Origin of the sequence: Pseudomonas sp. PI1, from assembly GCF_000812405.1 — a bacterium.
Lineage (GTDB): Bacteria > Pseudomonadota > Gammaproteobacteria > Pseudomonadales > Pseudomonadaceae > Pseudomonas > Pseudomonas citronellolis.
Genome location: NZ_JWMC01000066.1, coordinates 1 through 24,620, shown reverse-complemented (window position 1 = coordinate 24,620; position 24,620 = coordinate 1). Strand labels below are relative to the sequence as shown.

Sequence of the window (24,620 nt, the reverse complement as noted above, 5' to 3'; positions counted from 1 at the left end):
CGGGGGGGGGTGAAGATCTGGACCCCCCCGCCGATGGCGTCGGCGCCGTACAGCGCCGAGCGCGGGCCGCGGGTCACTTCCACGCGCTCGATGTTGTCGATGCTCAGGTAGTCCAGGCGGGCGATGCCGCTGCTGGCCGAGGCGATGCGCTGGCCGTCCACCAGCACCAGGGTCTGGCCGGGGTTGGTGCCGCGCAGGAAGTAGCTGGTCAGGCCGCCGGCGTTGCTCAGCTGCACGCCGGGCACGCGCTGCAGCAGCTCGGGCACGCTGCGCGCCTGCAGGCGCTCGATGTCGTCGTGGGTGAAGACGGTGTTGGCCGCGGTGGCCTGGCCGCGGGGTTCGGCCTGGCGCGCCGAGGTGATGACCATCGACGGCAGCTGGTAGGCCTGTTCGGCATCGTCGCCGGCGAAGGCCGCCGCGGGCAGCACGGCGACGGCCAGGGCAAGACGGGAAAGTTTCATCGCTGGGGTTCCTCAAAAGTGGACTTTCGAGGAGGGCTGGCAAGGGCGGGAGTGGCCGCGCTTGAAGGTGCGGCCCTCCGCAACACCTGTCATGCGTGTCGAGGGCGGTCTCCGGGCTGCCGACTCGCACGCTCCCGGCCTTCCCATGCGTGGCGCACAGTGGCGGGTTGGAGCGCGGCAGGCGCAAGGCCTGCGGTCGGTTACCGTTGCGGGGGCAGCGCAGGCCTTTCACCTGCTTCCCGTTACCTCGAACGAAAACGTGCGCACCTTACGAACAACGCGGCGGCCGGGCAAGTCGGGCCGATGCGGAACCTGTCCGTCAGACGTCCCTTTCCTCTGCGGCCCGTCACGTCCATGGCGGCGCCCCGCCTGCGCCCGGGCGCTTTGCGGCGGCTGCGACAAAGTCACTCAGCACGCTGCGAACCGCGGCCGGAAAGCTCCGGCCAGCAGCCGCCAATGCGGCGCCGCGCGGGCGTTCCAGCCGGTTTTTGTAGGAGTTTTCTGGTCTTTCGGGGCGGCGGAAAACTTTGCCGGATTTTGATAGGGCCGCCGTCCGGGCACTTGTTAGCTTCCTAAGCAGTAGAGGAGGGGAGCACGTGTCCAAAGAGCGCATCATCCAGGAATTCGTCCCGGGCAAACAGGTGACCCTGGCGCACCTGATCGCGCATCCCCAGGAGGAGCTGTCGAGCAAGATAGGCGTCCCCGGGGCGCAGGCCATCGGCATCATGACCCTCACCCCGGGCGAGACCGCGATGATCGCCGGCGACTTCGCCACCAAGGCCGCCGACGTGCGCATCGGCTTCCTCGACCGCTTCAGCGGCGCGCTGGTGCTGCACGGCAGCGTCGGCGCGGTGGAGGAGGCGCTGGCGCAGACCTGCGCCGCCCTCGGCCGGCTGCTGGACTACAGCGTCTGCCCGGTGACCAGGAGCTGACCATGGACGCGCCGCGTTATGCCCTGATCGGTGGCGTCGGAGCCGGCAAGACCACCCTGTTCAACGCCCTGTGCGGCAACCCCGAAGCGGCGCGCAAGACCCAGGCGCTGGACTACGGCCCCGGCGGCGCGCTGGACACCCCCGGCGAATTCGTCAGCCACCCGCGCCTGTATCGCGCGCTGATCACCAGCACCGACGACGTCGACACCCTGGTCTACGTGCACCCCGCCGACTCGACGGAGTGCCGGCTGCCGCCCGGGCTGCTGGACATCCACGCCGGCAAGCGGCTGATCGGGGTGATCAGCAAGTGCGACCTGCCCGGCGTCGACCTGCCCGCCATCGAGCGCCTGCTGCGCGCCCACGGCATCGACGGCGCGATCGTCCACACCGCCAGCGACGACCCCGCCAGCATCGAGCGCCTGCGCGCGCTGTTGAACGCACGGAATCCGATCGAGGACCTGTTGAGATGAAGAAGCTGATTACCGCCAACGACATCCGTGAAGCCATCGCCGCCGGGCAGAGTTCCCTGGCCGTGGAGCTGCCGCGCTGCATCGTCACCCCCGAGGCGCGCACGGTCGCCGAGCAGGCGGGCCTGGCGCTGGTCGAGCGGGTGGCCGGCGAGCCGGCGGCGGCCGCGAGTGAACCGGCCGCGGCCGGGCCGAGCGAGGACGAGCTGGCGCGGATTCGCGCCGAGGTGCTGGCGCGGCTGCCCGCCGAAGTGGACGCGCAACTGGTCGACCAACTGGTGCGCAAGGCCGCGCAACAGGGCGGCGCCTGCGTGGCCCGGGCGGCCTTCGAGGCGCGCACCGGCGCCGGCGGGATCAAGCTGGTGAAGGGCGGCAGCGTGCGCTTCGGCCGCCTGGAAGGCGTGCCGGGCGAATACCAGATCGGCATCACCGACGTGGTGGGCGCCGAGGACGGCAGCAGCATGGGCGCCGGCTTCATGCAGTGGGAGAACGCCTTCTTCCCCTGGACGCTGAACTACGACGAAGTGGACCTGGTGCTGGAGGGCGAGCTGCACATCCGCCAGAACGGCGAGACCCTGGTGGGCCAGCCCGGCGACCTGCTGTTCATTCCCAAGGGCAGCGCCATCGAGTTCGGCACCCCCAGCCGGGTGCGCTTCCTCTACGTGGCCTGGCCGGCCAACTGGCAGGAACAGTGAGGCGGCCATGAGCACTTTCATCACCGAAAGCTGGCTGCGCGAGCGCCACGGCCTGAGCGAAGGCACCGAGCTGCGGCTGCCCGCCGATGCGCGGTTGACTCCCGCCGCCCGCGCGCTGATCGACGAGCGCCACCTGTCGCTGAAGTTCCATGACGAACAGGGCCGCCTGTACCGGGCGACCGAAGAGCCGGACGCGGACGGCGCGCCGTGCCTGCAGGCGGTGCACGGGCTGACCGGCAGCGCCCGGCGCGTCGCCGCGACCTGCCAGCTATGCGGCTCGGCGCCGGCCGACAAGCCTGCCGGGATGACCCATCTGAACGCCCACGAACTGGTGGCCAAGAACGACCCGCGCCTGCAGTTCCGCGCCCAGCTGGACGCGGCCATCGCCCTGGCGGTGTGGCTGCAGGTGGAACTGCCGGAGCCGGCCGAGCTGGCCGCCTGGCTGGCCGACATCCGTTCGCTGCTCGGCCAACTGATGCGCGCCGACGTGCTGGACGAGGAGCTGGCCGGGTTCGCCGTCGGCGGGCTCGATGAGGCCGTGCTGCACCGCCTGTCCCACGCGCCGCTGAAATACCTGGGCCACGATCACCTGGTGCCCGAGTGCGGCCACGGCCGCGCGCCGGCGCTGCTCAACCTGCTGCGGGCCAAGGTCCGCGAGGTGGAAATCTGCGCCGCTCAGGTGTTCATGGAGGCCGGCTTCAAGCTGCGCCGCGCGGACCTGCTGCACGCCCTCAACCGGCTGTCCAGTGCGCTCTACGTGGCCATGCTGCTGAGCCTGCTGCACCTGCGCGGGCAACCCTGGCCGAGCGCCGCGGAACTGAGCCGGCGCGTGCAGGGAGAGGCCCCATGAAACTGTTCGACGACTGCCGCCGGGCCGCCCGGCAGAACCCGCCGCGGGTGGTCTTCCCCGACGCCCTGGACCGCCGCGCCATCGAGGCGGCGCAACACCTCAAGGCCGAGGGCCTGGCCGAGCCGCTGCTGCTGGGCAACCCCTTCGCCCTGCGCGGCTATTGCCTGGAGCGGCACATCCGCCTGGGCGACCTCGGGCTGATCGACCCCGCGCGCTCGCCCTGGCTGCACGGCTTCGCCCAGGACCTGGCCCGGCGCCAGGACAAGCTCAGCCCCGAGCAGGCCCTGGAACAACTGCACGACCCGCTGTGGTTCGGCGCGGCGCTGCTGGCGGCCGGCCAGGTCGACCTGTGCATCGCCGGCAACCTCAGCGCCACCGCCGACGTGCTGCGCGCCGGCCTGCGGGTGGTCGGCCTGGCGCCGGGCAACCGCACGCTGTCCTCGGTGTTCTTCATGCTGCCAGCGGACGGCGGCGCCCCCTTGGCCTTCGCCGATTGCGGCGTGGTGCCGCGGCCGACGGTGGAGCAACTGGCGGACATCGCCCTGGCCTCGGCGGCCAGCTTCGAACAGGTGACCGGCGAGCCGGCGCGGGTGGCGATGCTCTCGTTCTCCAGCCACGGCAGCGCCAGGCACGCCGACGCCGAGGCGGTGCGCCAGGCCTGCGAGCTTGTGCGCGAGCGCCGGCCGGAGCTGTGCGTCGACGGCGAGATCCAGTTCGACGCCGCCTTCGTCCCCGAGGTGGCTGCGGCGAAGGTGCCCGGCAGCCCGCTGGGCGGGGCGGCCAACGTGTTCGTGTTCCCCAGCCTGGAGGCCGGGAACATCGGCTACAAGATCGCCCAGCGGCTCGGCGGCATGAACGCCATCGGCCCGATGCTGCAGGGCATGAACGCGCCGCTGCACGACCTGTCGCGCGGCTGCACGAGCGAGGAAATGATCCAGACGGTGCTGCTGGCCAACAAGATGGCCGGCGGCGCCGAGGCTGTCGGGCGAGTCGCCTGAGCCGGACGGCGGCCCCCGCCGTCCGGGGGTAACGCGAGTGGCTAGCCACTCCGAAGAGGCCCTGCGAAGGGCGATCGATTGTTCGAGGAGAGTGAGATGGAAGCATTAGGCATGATCGAAACCAAGGGCCTGGTGGCGCTGATCGAGGCCTCCGACGCCATGGTCAAGGCCGCCCGGGTGAAGCTGGTGGGCGTCAAGCAGATCGGCGGTGGCCTGGTCACCGCGATGGTCCGTGGCGACGTAGCAGCCTGCAAGGCGGCCACCGATGCCGGCGCGGCCGCCGCGCAGCGCGTCGGCGAAGTGGTCTCGGTGCAGGTGATCCCGCGTCCGCATTCGGACCTGGAAGAGGTCTTTCCGATCAAGCTGGCGGCGGATCGCCCGGTGGATTGAGCGGCCCGCCGCGACCGTCCGAGCGGTGCCTGAACTCGCCCTGCGGGTTCCGGGCGCCGCCACCGAGGATCCATGCGTATGCCGCGAAGGACGCGGCCCGACGAGGTAACAGGCGATGAAACTGGCGATTGTCGTGGGGCAGGTGGTGTGCACCGTGAAGCATCCGGGCGTGGGCCTGGACCGGCTGCTGCTGGTCGAGATGCTCGACCGCGCCGGCCGCCCCGACGGTGAACGGCACGTGGCCAGCGACAGCCTCGGCGCCGGCAACGGCGAGTGGGTGATGCTGGCCGGCGGCAGCGCCGCGCGCCAGGCCCTGGCCGAGGTGCGCGCGCCGATCGACCTGTGCGTGGTCGGCATCGTCGACGAAGCGGTGCTCGACGGCAGCCTGCTCTACCGCAAATAGGCCCGCCCCCGGCGGTCATTCACGACAAGCGTCCTCCACCGGCCCGCGCCAGGTGGAGTGGCCCGGCTCATCCCTGAATTCTGTGAGGCACGACGTGGACATCAACCCGAAGGAAATCGAACAGGTGGTCAAGGCGGTGCTCGCCTCGATAGGGGCGACCTCCACGGCCGCTGTCGCATCGCCGGGCGCGACCTGCGCCCCCGGCGTGTTCGTCGAACTGGACGCCGCCGTGGCCGCCGCCGCGCAGGCACAGAAGGCATTGCGCTCGGTGGCCATGCGCGACCGGGCCATCGCCGCCATCCGCGCCGCCGGCGAGCGCCACGCCCAGGAACTGGCGGAGCTGGCGGTGGAGGAAACCGGCATGGGCCGGGTGGCCGACAAGACCGCCAAGAACATCGCCCAGGCCCGCCACACCCCCGGCAGCGAATGCCTGCAGGCGCAGGTGCTCAGCGGCGACCGCGGGCTGACGCTGATCGAGAACGCGGCCTGGGGCGTGATCGCCTCGGTGACGCCCTCGACCAACCCGGCAGCCACCGTGATCAACAACGCCATCAGCATGATCGCCGCCGGCAACAGCGTGGTGTTCGCCCCGCACCCGGCGGCCAAGCGGGTGTCGCAGCGCACCGTCAGCCTGCTCAACGAGGCCATGGTCGAAGCCGGCGCGCCGGCCAACCTGATCACCACCGTGCAGCGCCCGGACATCGAGACCGCCCAGCGGCTGTTCCGCTACCCGGGCATCGGCCTGCTGGTGGTGACCGGCGGCGAGGCGGTGGTGGAAGCCGCGCGCAAGCACACCGACAAGCGCCTGATCGCCGCCGGCGCCGGCAACCCGCCGGTGGTGGTGGACGAGACCGCCGACCTGGCCCGCGCCGCGCGCGACATCGTGTTCGGCGCCTCGTTCGACAACAACATCATCTGCGCCGACGAGAAGGTGCTGATCGTGGTCGACAGCGTCGCCGACGCCCTCAAGGCCGAGATGCTCAAGCACCAGGCCGTGGAGCTGAGCGCCGCCCAGGGCCAGCAACTGCTGCCCTTGCTTTTGCCGAAGGTCGACGAGCAGGGGCGCGGCAGCGTCTCGCGCGACTGGGTCGGCCGCGACGCGGCGAAGATCGCCGCCGCCATCGGCCTGCAGGTGCCGGAGCAGACGCGCCTGCTGCTGCTGGAAACCGCCGCCGACCACCCCTTCGCCATCACCGAAATGATGATGCCGGTGCTGCCGATGGTGCGCGTGGCCAACGTCGACCAGGCCATCGCCCTGGCCGTGAAGCTGGAGGGCGGCTGCCACCACACGGCGGCCATGCACTCGCGCAACCTCGACCACCTGGACCGCATGGCCAATGCCATGGACACCAGCATCTTCGTCAAGAACGGGCCGTGCCTGGCCGGCCTGGGCTTCGGCGGCGAGGGCTGGACCACCATGACCATCACCACGCCGACCGGCGAGGGCGTGACCTCGGCGCGCACCTTCGTGCGCCTGCGCCGCTGCGTCATGGTCGACCACCTGCGGATCGTCTGAGGCGGCCATGCAACGCGATCTCGAAAACTGGCTGCTGCCACGCCTGGAACGCGCCGCCTACTGCCTGGCGCACCCCGTCGCGCAACCGGGCGACCGCGGGCCGCTGAGCCTGGGCATCGACCTGGGCACCAGCGCCGTGGTCTCGGTGGTGCTCGACGCCCAGGCGCTGCCGGTGGCGGTGCGCCTGGACTGGGCCGACGTGGTGCGCGACGGCGTGGTCTGGGACTTCTTCGGCGCGGTGAAGCTGGTGCGCAGCCAGGTGGAAAGCCTGGAGCGGCAACTGGGCGTGTGCTTCCAGCGCGCCGCGACCTCGTACCCGCCGGGCACCGAACCGGGCATTTCCACTCACGTGCTGGAGGCCGTCGACCTGGAGGTTTCCCACGTGATCGACGAGCCCTCGGCGGTGGCGCGGATGCTGCGCCTGGACCGCGCCGCGGTAGTGGACATCGGTGGCGGCACCACCGGCGTCGCCGTGGTGCACGACGGCGAAGTGACCTATTCCGCCGACGAACCCACCGGCGGGCATCACGTCAGCCTGGTGCTGGCCGGCCACCTCGGCGTGTCGCTGGAGATGGCCGAACGGCGCAAGCGCGAGGAGGGCCAGATCCTGTGGCCGCTGGTGCGCCCGGTGTTCGAAAAGATGGCCGACATCGTCCACACGCACCTGCAAGGCCAGGACGTGGACGCCATCTACCTGTCCGGCGGCACCTGCACCCTGCCCGGCGTACAGCCGCTGTTCGCCGCGGCCTTCCCCGCGCAGCGGGTGATCCTGCCCGCGCCGCCGCTGTTCACCACGCCGCTGGCCATCGCCGCCTGCGGCCTACAAGCCGAGGAGGAACGCTGACATGCACGAGCAGGACGTCGGCCGGGTGATCTATCGCGCCCTGGATATGCTCAATGCCCGCGCGGTGCGCGAATTCCGCGTGCCGCCCAGCACCTACATCGGCCCCGGCGCCACCGTGCGCGCCGGCGAGGCCTGCGCGGCGCTGGGCATCCGCCGGCTGTTCGTGATGGTCGACGGCCGCCTGCACGAGCAGGCGCTGGACCAGGGCCTGCTGCGCTCGCTGGACGACGCCGGGCTGGGCTGCGAATGCCTGGTCTACGCCGGCGGCGAACCGCACAGCGAAGTGGTGGAAGCCGCCGGCCGGCAACTGCTGGCCGCCGACTGCGACGGCGTGCTGGCCTTCGGCGGCGGCTCGGTGCTCGACGCGGCCAAGGCCACCGCGCTGCTGGCGGCCAACCCGGAACGCCGGGTGAGCGAGCTTGGCGACGGCCCGGCGCTGCGCCGGCGCATGCCGCTGATCGCTGTGCCGACCACCGCCGGCACCGGCTCCGAGGCCACCAATGTGGCGGTGATCACCGACAGCCAGCGGCACCTGAAGCAGGTGCTGGTGCACACCGACCTGATCCCGGACCTGGCGATCATCGACGCCTGCCTGACCCTCGGCGTGCCGCCGGCGGTGACCGCCGCCACCGGCATCGACGCGCTGACCCACGCCATCGAAGCCTACGTCGCGCCGAGCGCCACGCCGCTGACCCAGGGCCTGGCCCTGCGCGCCGTGGCGCTGATCGGCGAGGCCCTGCCGCTGGCGGTGGGGCAGGGCGGCAACGTCGGCGCCCGCGAGTCGATGATGCTCGCCTCGTACATGGCCGGCATGGCCTTTTCCAATTCCGGCCTGGGCCTGTGCCACGCCACCGCGCACCCCCTCGGCGCGCGCTACGGCATTCCCCACGGCCAGGCCAACGCCCTGATGCTGCCGGCGGTGATGCGCTTCAACCAGCTGGTGTGCAAGCGCGCCTACGCCGACATCGGTCATGCCCTCAGCCGCGAAAGCCTGGATGCCGAACGCAGCATCGCCGCGGTGCAGCGCCTGATCGACGAAGTCGGCGCCGCCGGCCGCGACCTGCAGGCCCACGGCGTGCGCCGCGAGGACTTCGCCGCGCTGGCCGAGGCGGCCCTGCAGGACATCTGCCTGGCCGGCAACCCGCGCAGCGCCTGCGCGCAACAGATCAGCGCGATCTACCAGGACGCCTGGCAGCGCCGAGGCGCCTGCCAGCAAGGAAACAATTCTGTTCAGGAGCAGTTGTCATGAGCATCAACGAAATCATCCTGTACGTGATGATGGTCTTCCTGCTGATCGGGGCGGTGGACCGGGTATTCAGCCAGTTCGGCGGCTCCGAGAAGGTCCTCGGCCATCTCGGCCTGGGCTGGCTCGGGCGCGGCATCGGCGGCTCCGGCGGGCAGTTCGAAGAAGGCTTCATGGCCATGGGCGCGCTGGGCCTGGCCATGGTCGGCATCACCGCCCTGGCGCCGGTGCTGGCCAACCTGCTGGGGCCGCTGGTGATTCCGCTGTACGAGAGCGTCGGGGCGAGCCCGGCGATGTTCGCCGGCACCCTGCTGGCCAACGACATGGGCGCCTTCTCCCTGGCCAAGGAGCTGGCCGGCGGCGACACCGCCGCCTGGCTGTACTCGGGGCTGATCCTCGGCGCCATGATGGGCCCGACCCTGGTGTTCATCATCCCGGTGGCGCTGGGCATCATCGACCCCGCCGACCGCCGCTACCTGGCCCTGGGCACCCTGGCCGGGATCGTCACCGTGCCCCTGGGCTGCATCGCCGGCGGGCTGGTGGCGATGTACTCGGGCATCGAGGTCAACGGCGAGCCGGTGAGCTTCTCGCTGGCGATGATCCTCATCAACATGATCCCGGTGCTGGTGGTCGCGGCGCTGATCGCCCTGGGCCTGAAGTTCTGCCCGGAGAAGATCATCGCCGGCTTCGAGGTGTTCGCCAAACTGCTGGTGGGGCTGATCACCCTCGGCCTGGCCGCCGCGGTGGTGGAGTTCACCGTGGGCTGGACGCTGATCCCGGGGCTGGACCCGATATTCATGAGCGAAGGCGACGAGCCCGGCGCGGTGATGCGCGCCATGGAAGTGATCGGCTCGATCGCCTGCGTGCTGCTCGGCGCCTACCCCATGGTGCTGCTGCTGACGCGCTGGTTCGGCACCCCGCTGATGAAAGTCGGCGGCCTGCTGGGCATGAACAAGGACGCCGCCGCCGGCATGGTGGCGACCCTGGCCAACGTGATCCCGATGTTCGGCATGTTCGGCAAGATGGATGCGCGCGGCAAGATCATCAACTGCGCCTTCGCCGTGTCCGCCGGCTTCGCCCTGGGCGACCACCTCGGCTTCACCGCGGCGAACATGTCCGCGATGATCTTCCCGATGCTGGTGGGCAAGCTGTTCGGCGGCATCACCGCGGTGGCCGTGGCCATGCTCATCGCGCCCAAGTCCGAAGCCCAGCCCGAGCCGGTGGCGTTGCCCGACGCCAACCTGCAGCGGGCCGAGTAGGGCGCGGCCATGAGCAGGCGCGAACTGCGCAGCGTCGGCATCGACGTCGGCACCACCACCACCCAGGTGATCTTCTCGCGCCTGGTGCTGGTCAACCGTGCCTCGCTGTCCCAGGTGCCGCACTACGAGTTCGCCGCGCGGGAGGTCACCTACGTCAGCCCGGTGGCCTTCACCCCGATCGACTTCGAGGGCCACCTGCGCGAGGACGAGCTGCTCGCCTTCATCCTCGAACAGTACCGCGCCGCGGGCCTGGAGCCCGCGCAGGTGGAGTCCGGCGCCATCATCATCACCGGCGAGACCTCCAAGGCGCGCAACGCCCGCCCGGCGGTGCTGCGCCTGGCCGAGCGGCTGGGCGACTTCGTGGTCGCCAGCGCCGGGCCGCACCTGGAATCGGTCATCGCCGGGCGTGGCGCCGGCGCTGCGGAGCTGTCCGCCGCCTGCGCCGGGCGGGTGCTGAACATCGACATCGGCGGCGGCACCGCCAACTACGTGCTGTTCGAGGCCGGCCGGGTGATCGGTTCGGCCTGCCTGAACGTCGGCGGGCGCCTGGTGGAAACCGACAGCCGCGGCGCGCTGCTGCGCCTGCACGGGCCGGCGCGGGCGATCTGCCGAGAGCTGTTCGGTGGCGAGCCGCAGGCGCTGTCCAGCGAGCAACTGCGCACGGTGGCGCGGCGCATGGCGGCGCTGCTCCATGAGGTGATCGACGGCGCGCTTTCGCCGCTGGCCCGGGAACTGCTGATGACCGAGCCGCTGCCGGCGGTGGGCCGGCTGCAGGCGCTGACCCTCTCCGGCGGCGTCGGCGAATGCTTCTACCACGGCGCGGAGCAGGCGCCGTTCCGCTACGGCGACATCGGCCCGCTGCTGGCCGCGGCGCTGCACGAGGACCCCGGCTTCCGGCGCCTGCCGCTGGCCGAGCCGAAGCAGACCGTGCGCGCCACGGTGATCGGCGCCGGCGCCCACAGCCTGTCGCTGTCCGGCAGCACCATCTGGCTGCGCGAAATGCAGCTGCCGATGCGCAACGTGCCGGTGGTGCCCTGCGCGACCGACTGGGCCGCCGGCCAGGGCGCGGGCATCGCCGACGGCTGGCGGCAGAACCTGCTGCGCATGGACCTGCGCGCCGACGAAGACCTCTACGCCTTGGCCCTGCCGGCGGACCTGCCGGTGGCCTACCGGGCTATCCAGCGCTGCGTGGAAGAACTCGCCGGCTTCCAGCGCCATGAATCCCAAGCCCATCCGTTGCTGGTGGTGGCCGCCCAGGACCTCGGCAAGGTCCTTGGCATGCTCCTGCAGCCGCGCCTGGCCGGCCGTGCCCTGGCGGTCATCGACGAGGTGGCGACCAGCGATGGCGACTACATCGATATCGGCAGCCCGTTGTTCGACGGCGAGATCCTTCCGGTCACCGTCAAGTCACTGGCTTTCCCTTCCTGAGGTGGTGTGATGAAACTCAAGACCCAGTTGTTCGGCAAGACCTATCAGTTCAAGGACGTCAAGGAGGTCCTGGCCAAGGCCAACGAGCCGCGCTCGGGCGACGTGCTCGCCGGCGTGGCGGCGGGCACCGCCCAGGAGCGGGTGGCGGCCAAGCAGGTGCTGTCGGAGCTGACGGTGGCCGACGTGCGCATGAACCCGGTGATCCCCTACGAGGAGGACAGCGTCACCCGGCTGATCCAGGACGGCATCAACGAGAGCGCCTACGCGCGCATCGCCCAGTGGCGCATCGGCGAGCTGCGCGAATACATCCTCGCCGACGACACCGGCGCCGACGACATCGCCTTCCTGCGCAAGGGCCTGAGTTCCGAGGTGGTGGCGGCGGTGGCGAAGATCTGCTCCAACGCCGACCTGATCTACGCCGCCAAGCGCATGCCGGTGGTGAAGAAGGCCAACAACACCATGGGCCTGCCCGGGCGCTTCAGCGCGCGGCTGCAGCCCAACGACACCCGCGACGACGTGCAGAGCATCGCCGCGCAGATGTACGAGGGCCTGTCCTACGGCATCGGCGACGCGGTGATCGGCGTCAACCCGGTGACCGACAACGTCGAGAACCTCACCCGCGTGCTGCACACCGTCTACGAGGCCATCGACAAGTTCGCCATCCCCACCCAGGGCTGCGTGCTGGCCCACGTCACCACGCAGATGGAGGCGATCCGCCGCGGCGCGCCGGGCGGGCTGATCTTCCAGAGCATCTGCGGCAGCGAGAAGGGCCTGCGCGAGTTCGGCGTGGAGCTGGAGATGCTCGAAGAGGCGCGCGCGGTGGGCGCCGAGTACAACCGCATCGCCGGGCCCAACTGCCTGTACTTCGAGACCGGCCAGGGCTCGGCGCTGTCCGCCGGCGCCCACTACGGCGCCGACCAGTTGACCATGGAAGCGCGCAACTACGGCCTGGCCCGCCACTTCGACCCCTTCATGGTCAACACCGTGGTCGGCTTCATCGGCCCGGAGTACCTGTACAACGACCGCCAGATCATCCGCGCCGGCCTGGAAGACCACTTCATGGGCAAGCTCAGCGGCATCTCCATGGGCTGCGACTGCTGCTACACCAACCACGCCGACGCCGACCAGAACTCCAACGAGAACCTGATGATCCTGCTCGCCACCGCCGGCTGCAACTTCATCATCGGCATGCCGATGGGCGACGACATCATGCTCAATTACCAGACCAACGCCTTCCACGACACCGCCACCATCCGCCAGCTGCTGGGCCTGCGCCCGGCGCCGGAGTTCGAGCGCTGGCTCGAACGCATGGGCCTGATGAGCGACGGCCGGCTGACCGCCCGCGCCGGCGATCCATCCATTTTCTTCTGAGGGAAGCGACATGCATCAGCAGCAGATCGAGGACATCGTCCGTTCGGTATTGAATGAACTCCAGGCCCGCCCCGCGCCGGCGGCACCTGACGTTCCGGCAGCGGCGCCGAGCGCCGTGGAAGAGGGCCTGTGCGCCTGGGACCTGGGCTCGGAACAGGCCCGCCAGTGGATCGGCGTCCAGGCCCCGCAGCGCCCCGAGGTGCTGGAGGAGTTCCGCAAGGCCACCGCCGCGCGGGTGTGCCTGGGCCGCGCCGGCGTGCGCCCGCGTACCCAGGCGTTGCTGCGCTTCCTCGCCGACCACTCGCGCTCCAAGGACACCGTGCTCAAGGAGGTGCCCGCCGAGTGGGTGGCCCAGCAGGGCCTGCTGGAAGTGCAGTCGGAAATCGACACCAAGGACCAGTACCTGACCCGCCCGGACATGGGCCGCCGCCTCAGCGAAAAGGCGGTGGCGACCCTGCTCGCCGAGTGCAGGAAGAACCCGCAGGTACAGGTGGTGATCTCCGACGGCCTGTCCACCGACGCGGTGACGGTGAATTTCCAGGAAATCCTCCCGCCGCTGCTGGAGGGCCTGAAGAACGCCGGGCTGGACGTCGGCACGCCGTTCTTCGTGCGCTACGGGCGGGTCAAGGTCGAGGACCAGATCGGCGAACTGCTCGGCGCCCAGGTGGTGATCCTGCTGGTGGGCGAGCGCCCCGGCCTGGGCCAGTCCGAGAGCCTGTCCTGCTACGCCGTGTACAAGCCGACCCTGGCCGGCACAGTGGAAGCCGACCGCACCTGTATCTCGAACATCCACCGCGGCGGCACGCCGCCGGTGGAAGCGGCGGCGGTGATCGTCGACCTGGCCCGGCGGATGCTGGAAAAGCAGGCCTCCGGCATCGCCCTGAACCGCTGAGCCCATTGCTGAGGAGCAACCCGACATGAGCATTCTCGATCCGATCAAACCGAGCGTCACGGCCATGCGCCTGATCGCCTCGTTGCAGGAAGACTTCCGCCGCGAGCTGAAGGTGGGCGAGCACATCCGCAGCCTCGGGCTGATCAGCGTCGACTCCGACGACGTCGCCTACATCGCCGCCGACGAGGCCACCAAGCAGGCCCAGGTGGAAGTGGTGTACGGCCGTTCGCTGTACGCCGGGGCGGCCAACGGGCCTTCGTCCACCGCCGGCGAGGTGCTGATCATGCTCGGCGGCCCCAACCCCGCCGAGGTGCGCGCCGGGCTCGACGCCATGAACGAGGTGATCGAGGCCGGCCCGAGCTTCCGCTGGGCCGACGACGCCCACAGCGTGGCCTTCCTCGCCCATGTGGTATCGCGCACCGGCAGCTACCTGTCGGCCGGCGCCGGCATCGCCCTGGGCGACCCCATCGCCTACCTGGTGGCGCCGCCGCTGGAGGCCACCTACGGCATCGACGCCGCGCTCAAGGCCGCCGACGTGCAACTGGTGACCTACGTGCCGCCGCCCTCGGAAACCAACTACTCGGCGGCCTTCCTCGCCGGCAGCCAGGCGGCCTGCCGCGCCGCCTGCAACGCCTTCTCCGAGGCGGTGCTGGAGATCGCCCGCAACCCCATCCAGCGGGCCTGAGGAGGTGAGCGCCATGATCGATGCCCTGGGCCTGCTGGAAGTCAGGGGCCTGGCCTGCGGCATAGAGGCCGCCGACACCATGCTCAAGGCGGCGTCGGTGCGCCTGCTGCGCCAGGCCGTGACCAACCCGGCGCTGGTCACCCTGGTGGTGGAGGGCGACCTGGCCGCCTGCCGCGCCGCGCTGGACGCCGGCGCGGCGCTGGCCACCCGGCGCGGCTGCCTGGTCAGCCGCAAGGAGATCGGCCGCCCGGAAGACGACACCGCCTACCTGCTGGGCAGCCTGCTGGACGCCGGGCAAGGCCCGGCCCCGGCGGCGGCCCCGCAGGAGGCGCTGCTCGGCCTGCTCGCCCGGCGCAAGCACGGCTACAGCGCCAGCGAGGTGGCGGCGGCCTTCGACATCCCGGTGGCGCAGGCCCGGGCCTGGCTGGAAGGCCTCTTCGCCCAGGGCCGGCTGCGCCGCCGCAGTAGCCGTTACCGCCTGCCGGGAGGGGCGCCGCGATGATCGCCGTCGAGGCCCTGGACGCCGGGGAAATCCGCCGCCGGGTGTTCGCCGCCGGCGTGGTGGGGGCGGGGGGCGCGGGCTTCCCGACCCACGTCAAGCTTAAGGCCCAGGCGGAGATCTACCTGGTCAACGGCGCCGAGTGCGAGCCCCTGCTCAAGGTCGACCAGCAGCTCGCCGTGGAACAGGCCGAATGGCTGCTCAAGGGCCTGCTCCACGGCATGGCCGCCACCGGCGCGAAGGAAGGCATCATCGCCCTCAAGGCCAAGTACCGCGCTGCCATCGAGCGCCTGCAGCCGCTGCTGCCCGAGCGCGTGCGCCTGCACATACTGCCGGACGTCTACCCGGCCGGCGACGAGGTCATCACCATCTGGCTGGCCACCGGCCGGCGCGTGCCGCCGGCGGCGTTGCCGCTGGCCATCGGCGTGGTGGTGAGCAACGTGCAGACGCTGATCAACGTCGGCCGCGCGGTGGAGCTGCAACTGCCGGTGACCCACCGCACCCTGACCGTGAACGGCGCGGTGCGCCAGCCGCTGACCCTCGCCCTGCCGCTGGGCACGCCGCTGCGCGAGGCCCTGGCCCTGGCCGGCGGCAGCACCCTGGAGCGCCCGGCCTTCATCAACGGCGGGCCGATGATGGGGCGCCTGCTGGACGACCTCGACGAACCGGTCAGCAAGACCACCGGCGGCCTGCTGGTGCTGCCGGACGACCACCTGCTGGTGCGCCGCCGCCGGCAGAGCATGGACTCGGTGCTGGCCATGGCCCGCTCGGTGTGCGAGCAGTGCACGCTGTGCACCGAGCTGTGCCCGCGGCACATGATCGGCCACGAGCTGCCGCCGCACCTGATCGTGCGCGCCACCAACTACCAGCACGTCGCCCAGCCCAGCGTGCTGCTGTCGGCGCTGACCTGCTCCGAATGCGGCATCTGCGAGGCCTACGCCTGTCCGGTGGAAATCTCGCCGATGCGCCTGAACCAGGCGCTCAAGGCCCGCCTGCGCGAAGAGGGCGCCCGCTACCAGGGCGAACTGCGCGGCGCCGACCCCATGGCCGAATACCGCCTGCTGCCGGTCAGCCGCCTGGTCTCGCGCCTGGAGTTGCAGGCCTATAACCACAAGGCGCCATTGCTGGCGCAGGAACATCATCCCGCCGAGGTGCGCCTGGCGCTGCGCCAGCACATCGGCGTGGCCGCCCGGCCCTGCGTCGCCGTGGGCCAGCAGGTGGCGCTGGGCGAATGCATCGCCGAAGCGCCCGAAGGACAACTCGGCGTGCCGCTGCACGCCAGCATCGCCGGCCGCGTGGCGGAGGTCGGCGACAGCCACATCCGCCTCGTCGCCAACCCGCCAGGAGAAGCCTGATGCACCACGCCATAGGTTTGATCGAACTGACCAGCATCGCCCGCGGCGTGCAGCTCGCCGACCTGATGCTGAAGAGCGCCGACGTGCAGTTGCTGGCGGCCAAGACCATCTGCCCCGGCAAGTACATCGCCATGGTCGGCGGCGAGGTCGCCGCGGTGCGCCAGGCGGTGCAGGCCGGCGCGGCCGAGGGTGGGCAGATGCTGGTGGACCAGTTCGTCCTGGCGAACATCCACGAGTCGGTGCTGCCGGCCATCAGCGGCGTCAACCCGGTGGAGCGGCCGCGCGCGCTGGGGGTGGTGGAAACCTTCAGCGTGGCGGCCTGCATCGAGGCCGCCGACGCCGCGGTGAAGGCGGCCAACGTCACCCTGGTGCGCGTGCACATGGCCTTCGGCATCGGCGGCAAGTGCTACCTGGTGCTGACCGGCGAGGTCGCCGACGTGGAGGCGGCGGTGCGGGTGGCCTGCGCCAGCGCAGGGGAAAAGGGGCTGCTGGTCCACGGCATGACCGTGCCCAGGCCGCACCTTGACCTGTGGCAACACCTGCTCTGAGCAATTCTCCACAGTGTGAGGTAGCCATAGAGCACCCACTTGACCGTGCCTTGCATGACGAAACCCGACCCGCTCGCGCGGGTCCCTGAAGTTATCGGGCAAGACGTCATGTCGGACAAGAAAAGCGCAATCGATCTGCATCACCTCTGGGCGTGCGACGACACGCCGGGCAGGCTGGACGAACCCCTGGGCCACTGCGACGGCGTGCGTCGGCGGCAGACCCGCGACGTCTACGCCCACGCCTGCAACATCACCGCCTGGCAGCAGCTCTACGACCAGCTCGACCCCGGGCCCTTCCGCGGCGAGCTGACCGAGGTCTGGCTCGACGGCCTGCAGTTCTTCCGCGAATACACCAGCCACGCGTTGCACCAGTCCTGCATGGTCTGGCCCGGCGCCTTCTGGTTCGGCATCCCCTACGGCGACAAGGACGTCGGCTACATCGGCCGCGACTGCATCGACGCCCAGGCCATCGCCGTGCGCCCGGGCGGCCGCGAATTCGAGCTGAGCACCCCGGACGACTACAACATCCTCGGCCTGGTGGTGGAGCGCGAGGCGTTGCTGGAGCACCTGGAACTGGAGGAACTGCGCCACCTCGGCCTGCTGCTGGATGAGTCGCGCCTGCTGCAGGTCGAGCCCGGCGCCCGGCGGCGCCTGTGCGACTTCATGCGCGCCGCGCTGGCGCTGGCCCAGGTCGAGCCGCTGAGCCTGCGCGAGCCCGCGGTGGCGCGGCAGCTGAACCACGACCTGCAGCTCTGCCTGCTGGACCTGCTGCAGGGCGCGGAACCTGCGCGCCACGCCTGCTCCCGCACCCTGCTGCGCAAGCACTGGGTGGTTGCCCGGGCGCGCGAATACGTGCTGGACAACCCCAGCCGGCCGGTGAGCGCGCTAGAGCTCTGCCGGCTCCTGCACGTCAGCCAGCGCACGCTGCGCAACTGCTTCCTGGACGTGCTCGGGCGCAGCCCCATCCACTACCTCAAGGCCGTGCGCCTGAACGCCGTGCACCGCGAGCTGGGCAGCCCCCACTCGCCCTACGCGACCGTGCAGGACGCCGCCATGGCCTGGGGCTTCTGGCACATGGGGCAGTTCGGGCGCGACTACCAGCGGCTCTTCGGTGAGCGGCCCTCGGCCACCCTGGCCAACCGCGAACGCCTGAGCGCGGCCTGGTAGGCCGCACCTCTTCTCCCCGGCGCGCCCGCGCCCGGCCCTTCGCGGTCCGGGGCGGCGTAGCGCGCCGGGCTCTCCCTTGCCCTGCAGGAAACCCTTCCATGTCCGACCGAAGCATCCTCGTCATCAACTGCGGCAGTTCGTCGATCAAGTTCGCCCTGGTCGACGAAAGCGCCCCCGAGTTCCGCGCCAGCGGCATCGTCGAATGCCTGGGCACGCCCCAGGCCAGCCTGCGCATCGTCGACGCCGGCGGCCGCGTCGACCTCGCCCTGCCGAACGCCGACCACCGCCAGGCCCTGGCGCGCCTGCTGCCGCTGGTGCAGGTAGCCGCCGAAGGGCGCCTGCAAGGCATCGGCCACCGCGTGGTGCATGGCGGCGAGCACTTCAGCCAGGCCTGCCGCATCGACCCGCAGGTCATGCAGAACATCCGCGACACCGTCGCCCTGGCGCCGCTGCATAACCCCGGCGCCCTGGCCGGCATCGAGGCGGCCCTGGCGCTGTACCCGCAGCTGCCGCAGGTGGCGGTGTTCGACACCGCCTTCCACCAGAGCCTGCCCGAGCACGCCTACCGCTACGCCCTGCCGGAAAGGCTGTACCGGCATTTCGGCGTGCGCCGCTACGGCTTCCACGGCACCAGCCACCGCTACGTCAGCCAGTGCGCCGCCGCCCTGTGCGGCCTGCCGCCGGAGGACAGCTGCTGGCTGTCGGCGCACCTGGGCAACGGCTGCTCCACCTGCGCCATCGTCAACGGCCGCAGCCGCGACACCAGCATGGGCATGACGCCGCTGGAGGGCCTGGTGATGGGCACGCGCAGCGGCGATGTCGACCCCAACCTGCACGGCCACCTGATCCGCAGCCTGGGCTGGACCATCGAGGAGGTCGACAGGATGCTCAACGAAGACAGCGGCCTGCTCGGCCTGTCGGGCCTGTCCAACGACATGCGCACCCTGGAACAGGCGCGCGCCCGGGGCCACGCGGGCGCGGCCCTGGCCATCGAGGTGTTCTGCTACCGCCTGGCCAAGTCCCTGGCGGCGATGGGCTGCGCCATGCCGCGCATCGACGGCCTGGTGTTCACCGGCGGGATCGGCGAGAACTCGGTGCTGGTGCGCGCCAGGACCCTGGCCCACCTGGGGTTCCTCGGCTTCGCCGTCGACGAGGCGGCCAACGCGGCCTGCGTGGGCGGCCGCTGCCGGGAAATCCACCAGCCCGGCTCGCCGCGGGTGCTGGTGGTGCCCACCGCCGAGGAGCGGATGATCGCCCTGGACACGCTGGCGCTGCTGGGCTGACGCCGCGCGCCGGGGCTCAGGCCTCGGGCGCGGGGGTGGCCAGCAGGGCCAGGCGTTCGGCGATGGCGCGTTCGATGCCGGCGGCGTCCAGGCCGCATTCGGCGAGCATCTGCGCCGGCTTGGCGTGCTCCACGTAGTAGTCCGGCAGGCCCAGGTGCAGCAGCGGCTGCTGGCGGTTCTCGCGGGCGAGGAACTCGCCGACCGCAGCGCCGGCGCCGCCCATCACGGCGTTTTCTTCGATTGTCACCAGCAGTTCGTGGCTGTCGGCCAGCTCACGCACCAGGGCCTCGTCCAGCGGTTTGACGAAGCGCATGTCGGCGACGGTCGCGTCGAAGCGCTCGGCCACCTGCAGGGCCTCGGCCAGTTGCACGCCGAAGGCCAGGATGGCGACCTTGCCGGCCTTGCCCTGGCGGCGCAGCACGCCCTTGCCGATCTCCACCGGCGCAAGCGTCGGGTCGATCGGGGTGTTCGGCCCGCTGCCGCGCGGGTAGCGCACCGCCGCCGGGCCCTGGAACAGGTAGCCGGTGGTCAGCAGCTTGCGCAGTTCGTCCTCGTCGCTGGGGGTCATCACCAGCATGCCGGGGATGCAGCGCAGGTAGGAAAGGTCGAAGCTGCCGGCGTGGGTCGGGCCGTCCTCGCCGACCAGGCCGGCGCGATCGATGGCGAAGAGCACGTCGAGGTTCTGCACCGCGACGTCGTGGATCAGCTGGTCGTAGCCGCGCTGCAGGAAGGTGGAGTAGATCGCCACCACCGGCTTGATGCCGTCGCAGGCCATGCCGGCGGCGAGGGTCACGGCGTGCTGCTCGGCGATGGCGACGTCGAAGTAGCGCTCCGGGAAGCGCTCGGCGAAGGCCACCAGGTCAGAGCCTTCCTTCATCGCCGGGGTGATGCCGACCAGGCGCGGGTCCTGCGACGCCATGTCGCACAGCCACTGGCCGAAGACGTTGGAGTACTTCGGCCCGCCGGCCTTCTTCGGCGCAGCGCCCGCCGGCTCCAGCTTGGTGATGGCGTGGTAGCCGATGGGGTCGGCCTCGGCCGGGGCGAAGCCCTTGCCCTTCTTGGTCACCACGTGGAGGAACTGCGGGCCCTTGAGGTCGCGCATGTTGCGCAGGGTGGCGATCAGCGTGGGCAGGTCGTGGCCGTCGATGGGGCCGATATAGTTCCAGCCCAGTTCCTCGAAGAGGGTGCCGGGCACCAGCATGCCCTTGGCGTATTCCTCGGTGCGGCGGGCGATCTCCCAGGCGCCGGGCAGGCGCGAGAGCACCTTCTTGCTGCCTTCGCGCATGCTGCTGTAGGTGCGGCTGGAGAGGATCTTGGCCAGGTAGTTGGACAGGCCGCCGACGTTGTGCGAGATCGACATGTCGTTGTCGTTGAGGATCACCAGCATGTCGGCCTGCACGTCGGAGGCGTGGTTCAGCGCCTCGAAGGCCATGCCGGCGGTCAGCGCGCCGTCGCCGATCACCGCCACCGACTTGCGCCCCGAGCCCTGCATGCGCGCGGCGATGGCCATGCCCAGGGCGGCGCTGATGGAGGTGCTGGAGTGGCCGACGCCGAAGGTGTCGTACTCGCTCTCCGAGCGCCGCGGGAAGGCGGCCAGGCCGTCCTTCTGGCGCAGGGTGCCCATGCGCTCGCGGCGGCCGGTGAGGATCTTGTGCGGGTAGGCCTGGTGGCCGACGTCCCACACCAGGCGGTCGTCCGGGGTGTCGAAGACGTAGTGCAGGGCGATGGTCAGCTCGATCACCCCCAGGCCGGCGCCGAAGTGGCCGCCGGTCTGGCCGACGCTGTAGAGCAGGTACTGGCGCAGTTCGTCGGCGAGGCTGACGAGCTCCGCCTCGCCCAGCCGGCGCAGCTCGACCGGCGTGTTGGCGCGGTCGAGCAGGGGGGTGGCGGGGCGCTCGCGGGGGATCTCGTGGAACGTCGTGGGCATCAGGCTGATCGTTATGAGAGGCAAAGATGCGGCAGTTTACCTGATGCTTCTGACAGGCCCAAGCAAGGTGGGGGTGCTGTTTGGTTGGGGGAGGGGCTGGTTTTGCCTGTGGGCCTTGGGCCAGAGCGCTTGGCCTTCCAAGGGGCGTTCCGGTGCGCGCGGATGTTTCTCTGGAAATCCGTGCGGCGTTATGCGCCGAATCGCGGACGGAGTCCGCTCCTACGTCCGTGCTTCCCTGAACCGTAGGAGCAACTGTCTTGCGCCGAGATGCTTTTCGTAGGATGGGTTGAGCTTGCGAAACCCATGCGGTTGCGCTGATGGGTATCGCTTCGCTCAACGCCATCCTACGAAAAGCCGTGCTTCCTGGAGCCGTAGGAGCGGACTCACCGGCCACACCGGGCGTCCCGGTGCATTTGGCCTACGGCGCATAACCGCGGAACCTGCCGGCTGACGCTGTGTTATCCACCCACTCAGGACGGCCCCCTCTCCCTCTGGGAGAGGGCTGGGGTGAGGGTTGCGGACTTCGCCGACACCTCGCCGCCTGGCCTGGCCTGGCCCGCCGACCCCTCAGCTACGCCGCTCGACGATATAGCGAGCCAGCTCCCGCAGCGGCTCGGCGCCCTCGCCAAAGCCTTCCAGGGCCGCCAGGGCCTGGTCGCGCAGGGCCATGGCATAGGCCTTGGCGGCTTCCAGGCCGAGCAGGGCGGGGTAGGTGGGTTTGTCGTGGGCCTGGTCCTTGCCCTGGGTCTTGCCCAGGGTGGCCGTGTCGCTTTCCACGTCGAGGATGTCGTCCTGCACCTGGAAGGCCAGGCCGATGGCCCCGGCGTAGCGGGCCAGGGCTTCCAGGCGCTCGGCGTCGGCCTGGCCGCTGGCCAGGGCGCCGAGGCGCACGCTGGCTTCGATCAGCGCGCCGGTCTTGTGCCGGTGCATGGTTTCCAGGGCCGTCTGGTCGATCCTGCGGCCCACCGCCTCGAGGTCGATTGCCTGGCCGCCGACCATGCCGGCGGAACCGGCGGCGCGGGCCAGGGCGGTGACCATGGCCAGGCGTGTCTCGGCGTCCTGCGGGTTCAGCCGGGCCTCGGCCAGCACTTCGAAGGCCAGCGCCTGCAGGCCGTCGCCGGCGAGGATGGCGCAGGCCTCGTCGAAGGCGATGTGGGTGGTCGGCTGGCCGCGGCGCAGGTCGTCGTCGTCCATCGCCGGCAGGTCGTCGTGGACCAACGAGTAGGCGTGGATCAGCTCCACCGCGCAGGCCGCACCGTCGGCCCGGGCGGGGTCGCCGCCGAGGGCTTCGCAGGCGGCGTAGGCCAGCAGCGGGCGCACGCGCTTGCCGCCGTTGACCACGCTGTAGCGCATGGCCCGGTAGAGGCGCTGGAGGTCTTCGCGGGGCGGGGTGAACAGGGTTTCCAGGGCGGCGTCTACGCGCGCCTGGCAGCGCGCCTGGTAGGCGGCGATCATGCGTCTTCGCCTTCGCTGTCGAACGGCGCCTCGCTCAGCTCGCCGTCGCGCTCCAGCAGCACCTGCACCTTCTGCTCGGCCTGGCTCAGCGCCGCCTGGCATTCGCGGGTCAGGCGGATGCCCTGCTCGAAGGCGCCGAGCGAGTCCTCCAGGGACAGTTCACCGCTCTCCAGGCGTTCCACCAGGGTTTGCAGTTCGGCGAGGGACTGTTCGAAATCGACGGCTTTCTTGCGGGCCATGGGGACATCTCGGCGGGGTATTCGGAACCCGGCGACACTAGCAGAGGCGGGCCTTGCGGGCAAATCCGCGGGCCTTGCCCGGCATCCCGGCGGCCGAGGTTTCGCGCTAAGCTTGGGCCATGAACTACCTCGCCCATCTCCACCTCGGCGGTTCGCAGCCGGCGCAATTGCTCGGCAGCCTTTATGGCGATTTCGTCAAGGGGCCGCTGGCCGGGCGCTGGCCGGCGGACATCGAGGCGGCCATCCGCCTGCACCGGCGCATCGATGCCTTCACCGACAGCCATCCGCTGGTGCATGCGGCGAAGCTGCGCTTTCCCGCCGAGCGGCGGCGCCTGGCGGGCGTGCTGCTGGACGTGTTCTTCGACCATTGCCTGGCGCGGGACTGGGACACATTCAGCAACGAGCCGCTCAGCGAATTCACCCGCCGCGTCTATGGTGTACTGAACACCACCCCGCAGTTGCCCGAGCGCCTGGCGCGCATCGCCCCGCGCATGGCGGCGCAGGACTGGCTGGGCAGCTACCGCGAGTTCACGGTGCTGCAGGACGTGCTCGCCGGCATGGCCCGCCGGCTGTCGCGCCCGGGCCTGCTGGACGGCGCCTGGGAGGAACTGGCCGAGCGCTACCAGCCGCTGAGCGACGACTTCCGCGCGTTCTACCCGCAACTGCTGGCGCTGGCCGGGCGCCGCGACAATCTGCCTGGGGATCGCCCCCCGGCTTGATATGCATCAAACGTAGGAAAGCCATGAAAGGATGCAATAGAACCCACGACGGAGAGGGAGGTGCAGCATGCTCAAATCATTGATGATCGCCACGGATTTGTCTTCGCGCTCGGAGAAGGCCCTGCAACGCGCCGGTGCCCTGGCCAAGCGCTTCGGCTGCCCGTGGACGGTGCTCTGCGTGGTGGACGAGGACCAGCCGGTGGCGCTGGTCGAACAGGAGGCGACGCAGGTCCGGCTGCTGCTGGAGGCGCGCCTGGTCGAACTCACCGCCCTGGGCGGCGGTTGCCCGCGCATCCGCGTCGAGGTCGGCGACCCGAACCAGAAGATCGTCAGTTGCGCGCTGGAAGAGGACGTCGACCTGCTGGTGATGGGCTCGCACCGCAAGAGCGTGCTGCGCGACATCTTCGTCGGCACCACGGTGGAACGCGTGGTGCGCGCTGGCAAGCTGCCGGTGCTGATGGTCAACCAGCCGGCGGTCGGCGAATACCGCGACCTGCTGCTGGCGCTGGACACCTCGCCGGCCTCGGCCAACGCGGTGCGCGTCGCCGAGCGCCTGGGCCTGCTGCAGGGCGCGGTGCGCCGCGCCATCTATGCCTTCAGCCCGCTGGCCAAGGGCATGATGCAGTACTCGGGGGTCAGCGAGGAGCGCATCGACGAGTTCGTCGGCACCGAGACGCGCCAGGCGGTGGACGAGTTCAAGGCGTTCCTGCGCGACCAGCAACTGGAATCCTGGATCGACGAACAGCTGGTCGCCGTCGGCCTGCCGGGCAACGTGCTGGAGCGCATGTCCGAAAAGCACCGGCCGGACCTGCTGGTGATGGGTACCCGGGGCATGGGAGGGATCAAGCGTGCCCTGATCGGCAGTGTCGCCGACTACGCCCTGCGCGAACTGGATTGCGACATCCTGGTCGTGCCGCCGGAAACCGGCGTGTAGGGCGGCGCGGCGCAGGCCCGCGCGCCAAGGGAACGACGGCGCCCGCCAATGGCGGGGGCC

26 protein-coding genes and 1 riboswitch are annotated in these 24,620 nt (G+C 70.7%); of the genes, 22 read left to right on the top strand and 4 right to left on the bottom strand.

Annotated features, from left to right (window positions below; translation table 11 throughout):
* Positions 1-461 (bottom strand): TonB-dependent receptor plug domain-containing protein (locus RN02_RS21505; RefSeq protein ID WP_043316657.1); only part of this gene is annotated, 461 nt, incomplete at its 3' end.
* A gap of 86 nt (positions 462-547) precedes the next feature.
* A riboswitch (cobalamin riboswitch) is annotated at positions 548-747 on the bottom strand.
* Positions 748-1,057: 310 nt separating this feature from the next.
* On the opposite strand from RN02_RS21505, the gene eutS reads away from it, so the two are divergent.
* The 20 genes from eutS (at position 1,058) to RN02_RS21405 (ending at position 19,286) form a co-directional block, all read left to right on the top strand.
* Positions 1,058-1,393, top strand: coding sequence for an ethanolamine utilization microcompartment protein EutS (gene eutS, locus RN02_RS21500; RefSeq protein ID WP_009615694.1), 336 nt, complete (start codon positions 1,058-1,060; stop codon positions 1,391-1,393).
* A gap of 2 nt (positions 1,394-1,395) precedes the next feature.
* Positions 1,396-1,863 carry a EutP/PduV family microcompartment system protein gene (locus RN02_RS21495; protein WP_009615695.1) on the top strand — a complete coding sequence of 156 codons (468 nt, stop codon included), beginning with the start codon at positions 1,396-1,398 and terminating at the stop codon, positions 1,861-1,863.
* Positions 1,860-2,555, top strand: a complete 696-nt coding sequence (gene eutQ, locus RN02_RS21490) for an ethanolamine utilization acetate kinase EutQ (RefSeq protein WP_043273352.1) — start codon at positions 1,860-1,862, stop codon at positions 2,553-2,555. The genes RN02_RS21495 and eutQ overlap by 4 nt, the downstream gene beginning before the upstream one ends.
* Positions 2,556-2,562: 7 nt before the next feature.
* Entirely contained in the window at positions 2,563-3,405 is an 843-nt protein-coding gene (eutT, locus tag RN02_RS21485; protein ID WP_043316655.1) for an ethanolamine utilization cob(I)yrinic acid a,c-diamide adenosyltransferase EutT, read from the top strand.
* Complete coding sequence (locus RN02_RS21480; RefSeq protein WP_043316652.1) at positions 3,402-4,403, top strand: phosphate acetyltransferase; 1,002 nt, start codon at positions 3,402-3,404, stop codon at positions 4,401-4,403. The genes eutT and RN02_RS21480 overlap by 4 nt, the downstream gene beginning before the upstream one ends.
* Positions 4,404-4,499: 96 nt before the next feature.
* Complete coding sequence (gene eutM / locus RN02_RS21475; protein ID WP_009615702.1) at positions 4,500-4,793, top strand: ethanolamine utilization microcompartment protein EutM; 294 nt, start codon at positions 4,500-4,502, stop codon at positions 4,791-4,793.
* A 115-nt stretch (positions 4,794-4,908) separates the two neighbouring features.
* Positions 4,909-5,196 (top strand): ethanolamine utilization microcompartment protein EutN, encoded by a 288-nt coding sequence (gene eutN, locus RN02_RS21470; RefSeq protein ID WP_009615703.1) that lies wholly within the window; start codon positions 4,909-4,911, stop codon positions 5,194-5,196.
* Positions 5,197-5,290: 94 nt separating this feature from the next.
* The gene (locus RN02_RS21465) at positions 5,291-6,712 is read left to right on the top strand and encodes an aldehyde dehydrogenase family protein (RefSeq protein ID WP_009615704.1); all 1,422 of its coding nucleotides are present in this window, start codon (positions 5,291-5,293) and stop codon (positions 6,710-6,712) included.
* 7 nt (positions 6,713-6,719) lie between these two features.
* Entirely contained in the window at positions 6,720-7,556 is an 837-nt protein-coding gene (gene eutJ, locus RN02_RS21460) for an ethanolamine utilization protein EutJ (protein ID WP_043316650.1), read from the top strand.
* 1 nt (position 7,557) lies between these two features.
* Entirely contained in the window at positions 7,558-8,805 is a 1,248-nt protein-coding gene (locus RN02_RS21455) for an iron-containing alcohol dehydrogenase family protein (protein ID WP_043316647.1), read from the top strand.
* A complete protein-coding gene (eutH, locus tag RN02_RS21450; RefSeq protein WP_043316644.1) occupies positions 8,802-10,058 on the top strand; it encodes an ethanolamine utilization protein EutH in 1,257 nt (418 codons plus the stop codon). The genes RN02_RS21455 and eutH overlap by 4 nt, the downstream gene beginning before the upstream one ends.
* A 9-nt stretch (positions 10,059-10,067) precedes the next feature.
* A complete protein-coding gene (locus tag RN02_RS21445; RefSeq protein WP_043316642.1) occupies positions 10,068-11,486 on the top strand; it encodes an ethanolamine ammonia-lyase reactivating factor EutA in 1,419 nt (472 codons plus the stop codon).
* A gap of 9 nt (positions 11,487-11,495) precedes the next feature.
* Positions 11,496-12,857 (top strand): ethanolamine ammonia-lyase subunit EutB, encoded by a 1,362-nt coding sequence (locus RN02_RS21440; protein ID WP_043273343.1) that lies wholly within the window; start codon positions 11,496-11,498, stop codon positions 12,855-12,857.
* Between the two features lie 10 nt (positions 12,858-12,867).
* On the top strand, positions 12,868-13,749 hold the full coding sequence (gene eutC / locus RN02_RS21435; RefSeq protein WP_043316640.1) for an ethanolamine ammonia-lyase subunit EutC: 882 nt from the start codon (positions 12,868-12,870) through the stop codon (positions 13,747-13,749).
* Positions 13,750-13,774: 25 nt separating this feature from the next.
* Entirely contained in the window at positions 13,775-14,434 is a 660-nt protein-coding gene (gene eutL, locus RN02_RS21430) for an ethanolamine utilization microcompartment protein EutL (protein WP_009615714.1), read from the top strand.
* A gap of 13 nt (positions 14,435-14,447) precedes the next feature.
* Positions 14,448-14,936, top strand: a complete 489-nt coding sequence (locus RN02_RS21425; protein WP_043316638.1) for a BMC domain-containing protein — start codon at positions 14,448-14,450, stop codon at positions 14,934-14,936.
* Positions 14,933-16,288, top strand: a complete 1,356-nt coding sequence (locus RN02_RS21420; protein ID WP_043316636.1) for a 4Fe-4S dicluster domain-containing protein — start codon at positions 14,933-14,935, stop codon at positions 16,286-16,288. The genes RN02_RS21425 and RN02_RS21420 overlap by 4 nt, the downstream gene beginning before the upstream one ends.
* A complete protein-coding gene (locus tag RN02_RS34755; protein ID WP_009615720.1) occupies positions 16,288-16,836 on the top strand; it encodes a BMC domain-containing protein in 549 nt (182 codons plus the stop codon). The genes RN02_RS21420 and RN02_RS34755 overlap by 1 nt, the downstream gene beginning before the upstream one ends.
* A 108-nt stretch (positions 16,837-16,944) precedes the next feature.
* The gene (gene eutR, locus RN02_RS21410) at positions 16,945-18,003 is read left to right on the top strand and encodes an HTH-type transcriptional regulator EutR (protein ID WP_043316634.1); all 1,059 of its coding nucleotides are present in this window, start codon (positions 16,945-16,947) and stop codon (positions 18,001-18,003) included.
* Positions 18,004-18,101: 98 nt separating this feature from the next.
* A complete protein-coding gene (locus RN02_RS21405) occupies positions 18,102-19,286 on the top strand; it encodes an acetate/propionate family kinase (RefSeq protein ID WP_043316632.1) in 1,185 nt (394 codons plus the stop codon).
* A gap of 16 nt (positions 19,287-19,302) precedes the next feature.
* On the opposite strand, the gene dxs is transcribed toward RN02_RS21405, so the two are convergent.
* The 3 genes from dxs to RN02_RS21390 all read right to left on the bottom strand — a co-directional run bounded on the left by dxs (position 19,303) and on the right by RN02_RS21390 (position 22,907).
* Complete coding sequence (dxs, locus tag RN02_RS21400; protein ID WP_009615724.1) at positions 19,303-21,213, bottom strand: 1-deoxy-D-xylulose-5-phosphate synthase; 1,911 nt, start codon at positions 21,211-21,213, stop codon at positions 19,303-19,305.
* A 567-nt stretch (positions 21,214-21,780) separates the two neighbouring features.
* Complete coding sequence (gene ispA, locus RN02_RS21395) at positions 21,781-22,668, bottom strand: (2E,6E)-farnesyl diphosphate synthase (RefSeq protein WP_043316630.1); 888 nt, start codon at positions 22,666-22,668, stop codon at positions 21,781-21,783.
* Positions 22,665-22,907 carry an exodeoxyribonuclease VII small subunit gene (locus RN02_RS21390; protein ID WP_009615726.1) on the bottom strand — a complete coding sequence of 81 codons (243 nt, stop codon included), beginning with the start codon at positions 22,905-22,907 and terminating at the stop codon, positions 22,665-22,667. The genes ispA and RN02_RS21390 overlap by 4 nt, the downstream gene beginning before the upstream one ends.
* Positions 22,908-23,026: 119 nt before the next feature.
* Between RN02_RS21390 and RN02_RS21385 the strand changes: the two genes are divergently transcribed.
* Together RN02_RS21385 and RN02_RS21380 are read left to right on the top strand one after the other, a co-directional pair.
* On the top strand, positions 23,027-23,626 hold the full coding sequence (locus tag RN02_RS21385) for an acyl carrier protein phosphodiesterase (protein WP_043316628.1): 600 nt from the start codon (positions 23,027-23,029) through the stop codon (positions 23,624-23,626).
* A 67-nt stretch (positions 23,627-23,693) separates the two neighbouring features.
* Positions 23,694-24,560, top strand: coding sequence for a universal stress protein (locus tag RN02_RS21380; protein WP_043316626.1), 867 nt, complete (start codon positions 23,694-23,696; stop codon positions 24,558-24,560).
* The last annotated feature ends 60 nt before the right edge of the window (positions 24,561-24,620 follow it).